Annotated in this window: 1 pseudogene; it reads right to left on the reverse strand. The window is 64.1% G+C overall.

What is annotated here, in order from left to right:
* Positions 1-3,730, reverse strand: a pseudogene (locus tag EOD15_RS30390) (kinesin); the annotation flags it as partial.
* Positions 3,731-3,804 lie beyond the last annotated feature (74 nt).

Genomic DNA, 3,804 nt, shown 5'->3' on the forward strand with positions numbered 1-3,804 from the left:
CGTGGAGGCGACGGTCTGCATCCTCGAAGGTGCGGGCGATGTCTTCGGCCCGCGCCAGCAGGGCGGCGGACGTCTGCTCGGCGCGCTCGGCGATCTTGCGGTCGGCGTCGCTGAAAGCGGCGCCGGCCTGCTCGTGCAGGGTGCTGGTGACTTCCAGCACCTTTTCGCGCAGGGCGCCGGCGACAAACACGGCGCTCTTCTCGAGCACGGCGCGGACGTTGTCCACGCCTGTCGACAGCGCACGCTCCATGGTTCCGGCACGCTCCTCGATGATCCCGGTCTGGCGGCTGAATGCCTGCTCGATCTTCTCGACATCTCCTGCAATCGCGGCAGAGATGTCCGAGCTTCTGGCGGCGATCTGGTCGATATGGCCCGACAACGAGCGGTCGACGTCCTTGCGGGTCTCCGCCAGCTTGCCGAGATCGTCTTCCAGCGCGCGGGTCAGCATATTGCGGCCTTCGGACAGCTTGCCGACATGTTCGGCGATGACGTCGTCGATACCGCTGCGGCTTTCGGTCAGCTTCTGCAGGTCCGCTTCGAGGGCGCGTTTGAGAATGTCGCGGCCTTCGGCCAGTTTCTCGACCTGGCCGGCGACCAGGCCATCGATGCTGGAGCGGCTTTCGGCCAGCTTGGCGAGGTCGGCTTCTAGCGCGCGCTTCAGAACATCGCGGCCCTCGGCGAGCTTCTCGACCTGGCCGGCGACCAGGCCATCGATGCTGGAGCGGCTCTCGGCCAGCTTGCCGAGATCGTCCTCAAGCGCTTTCGACAGGGTCGAGCGCTCCTGGACGAGCCTTTCCGCGTGGCTGTTGACGAGGCCGCCGACGTTTTCGAGGTCGGCTTCAAGCGCTTTCGACAGCGTCGAACGGTCCTGCACGAGCCTTTCGGAATGGCTGTTGACCAAGCCGTTGACGCTTTCGAGATCAGCCTCGAGCGCCCGGGCGAACTGTGCCCGGTCATCGACCAGTTTCTGCGACTGGTCGGCAATGGTGCCCTTGATCGCATTGAGGTCGGATTCCAGAGCACGCCGCAGGATATCTCGGCCCTCGGACAGCTTCTCGACCTGACCGGCAACCAGCCCGTCGATGCTGGAACGGCTGTCGGCCAGCTTGGCGAGGTCATCCTCAAGGGCCCTCGACAGCGCGGAGCGGTCTTGGACGAGCTTGTTCATGTGATCGGCGATGACGCTGTTCACATTCTGCAGATCGGCTTCCAGGACCCGGGAAAGCTGACCGCGATCCTCGGCCAGCTTTTCCGACTGGCTCGATATGACGCCCTTGATCGTGTTCAGATCGGATTCCAGGGCGCGCTTGAGAATGTCGCGGCCTTCCGCCAGCTTCTCGACTTGACCGGCGACCAGACCGTCGATGCTCGAACGGCTTTCAGCCAGCTTGGCAAGGTCGGCCTCAAGCGTCTGGGACAGCAGGCCGCGGTCCTCGGCCAGCCGTCCCGAGTGGCTTTCGATCAGGCCGCGTATTCCGGACAGATCGCTGTCGAGCGAATGGGAAAGCTGCGTGCGGTCCTCCGCCAGTTTGGCGGAATGGGTTTCGATGAGGCTCTTGATGCCGACGATGTCGTTTTCCAACGCCTTGGCGAGCACGGCGCGGCCCTCGGCGATCTTCTCGACCTGACCGGCGACCAGACCGTCGATGCTGGCGCGGCTGTCGGACAATTTGCCGAGGTCGGCCTCCAGGGCGCGTGACAGAATGTTGCGGCCCTCGGCGAGCTTACCGACATGGCCCGCGACCATTTCATCAATAATCGTGCGGGCTTGCACCAGTTTCCCAGAGTCTTCGTTTAGGGCAGTGGAGAGCCTGTTGCGGCCTTCTTCCAGCCTTTCGAGATGGCTGCCGAGCGATGCATCGATGGCCGCCCGCGATTCATTGACCTTGCGCAGGTCCTCTTCGAGAGCGCGCGAGATCAGGCTGCGGCCTTCGGCCAGCTTCTGCACCTGGTTGGTTACCGCCGCATCGATGCCGGCGCGGCCCTCGGCGAACTTCTCCAGGTCGGCCTCCATGGCCGCGGCCATGCGCTCGCGGCTTTCGGACAGCTTCCTGCTGTGGTTCTCGACGGCTTCCTCGATGCCGACGCGGGCGTCGGCGAGCCGCTGGATGTCACTGTCGAACGATCGCGACACGACGTGACGGGCGGCTTCCATGCGTCCGGCGAAGTCGCTGGCGCGGGCTTCGAGCATGGAGGAGGTCGAGGTAACGATGTCGGCCATGTCGGCGCCGATCTGGGTCTTGCCCTGATCGATCATCGCCGACAGCGTGTCCTTGCTCTCGGCAAAGGTATGGGCGATTTCGCGTGCGCGCTCGACCAGCGTTTCGTTGATCTGGCGGGCGCGGGCTTCGAGTGCCGCATTGAGCTTCTGCGTTCCGGTGTCCAGCGCCTCGGCGCGCGTCTGGAACTCGCTGATCAGGGCCTGGCCGCGTTCGGCGAGCGTCCGCTCGATGCCGTTGAGGCTGGCCTCGAATTCGGAATTAAGGGTGCGTGCGGCGCCGCCAAGCAGCGACACCATGCCGGTGGTGCGATCGTCGAGCAGGTCGGTCAACGACCGCGTCAGGCCGTCCGTGGTGTCCGTCAGCTTGGCAATGCGGGTGTCGAGAAGGCTGGCGAAGGCCTCGCCCGAGGTCGACAGACGGTCGGTGATCGAATCGAGCCGGCCTTCGACGGAATCGAAGATCGACATCGAGCTTTCGTTGATGCGATCGATCAGCGTGTCGCCGGAATTGGTGATCGTCATCGACAATTTGGTCGACGCATTGAGGATCGAGTCGCGGATGATGTCGGAGGCGGCGCCGATCTCGTCCTTCAGCGTCTCATGCGCGCCGGTGATCGAGGCGCGGACGCGCTCGGCATGGGTGACGACGGCTTCGCGCTCGCTGCCGAGCCCGTCGACCAGCGAGCGGATGCGGGATTCATTCTCGGAATAGGAGCGTTCGATCTGGTTGACTTCGCTGTGGACCAGCGTTTCCAGCTCGACCGCGCGGGCAAGCGTGCGTTCGATGCCTTCGCCCATGGCCGCGACCTCGCGACGAACGGCCTGGCCGATCATCATGACGCGATCCTGGGCAAGGTTTTCCGGCTCGGTCAGGCGGAAGGCCACTTCGGTCATCGACTGTGCGGCGATGCGCATTTCCTGGGCGCGGCGAATCATGGCGGCGAAGGCCCAGAACAGGATGACGGGCACGATGGCCGCGACCGCAAGGCCGATCAGCTCCGGACGGGCAAGGAACTGGTCGAGCGTACGGATTCTCCAGATGCTCGGTCCGAAAAGCAGATTGGCCAAACCGCCGGCGCCGGCGAACCAGGCGAGCGAAACGAAGGCGACGACCCAGTAAATGGTGTTCGAGGCACGCCTGTTGAGGCTGTGCAGGAGCGTCTTGTAGTCCTTCTGGCGATCGTCATTGGCCGGCGCGAAACCCGCGGGCTGGGCGCCATTGCGCGGTTCCACGGGGCGCAATTCGGCAGGCTTGGCCTTGGGCGCGGGTTTCGCCGCGTGGTTCTGATTGACCACGGGCTCCGGGTTTTGTTCCGGCTTATGATTGCGTCCCTCGCGCGCCAACTCGTCGGCCGCCTGGGATATCTGGGCTTCCAGATACTCCATAGAAGCCGCGATGTCGAGGTCGCCGTTGCCGATCTCGTTGCTGAGGTCGAGATCGAGCGCCTTTTCCAGTTCCCTGGCCACGTCGCTGTCGAGAGTTCTCGTCGTCGTTGGTTTCTTTGCCATGCCTTCGCTACCCTGTACTAGCTGCCGCGGGCTTATAATTCTGTTTGTCTTGCCCCGCGCAGGAGGCTGAAAAT

It is taken from the genome of Mesorhizobium sp. M7A.T.Ca.US.000.02.2.1 (assembly GCF_003996995.1).
Classification (GTDB): domain Bacteria; phylum Pseudomonadota; class Alphaproteobacteria; order Rhizobiales; family Rhizobiaceae; genus Mesorhizobium.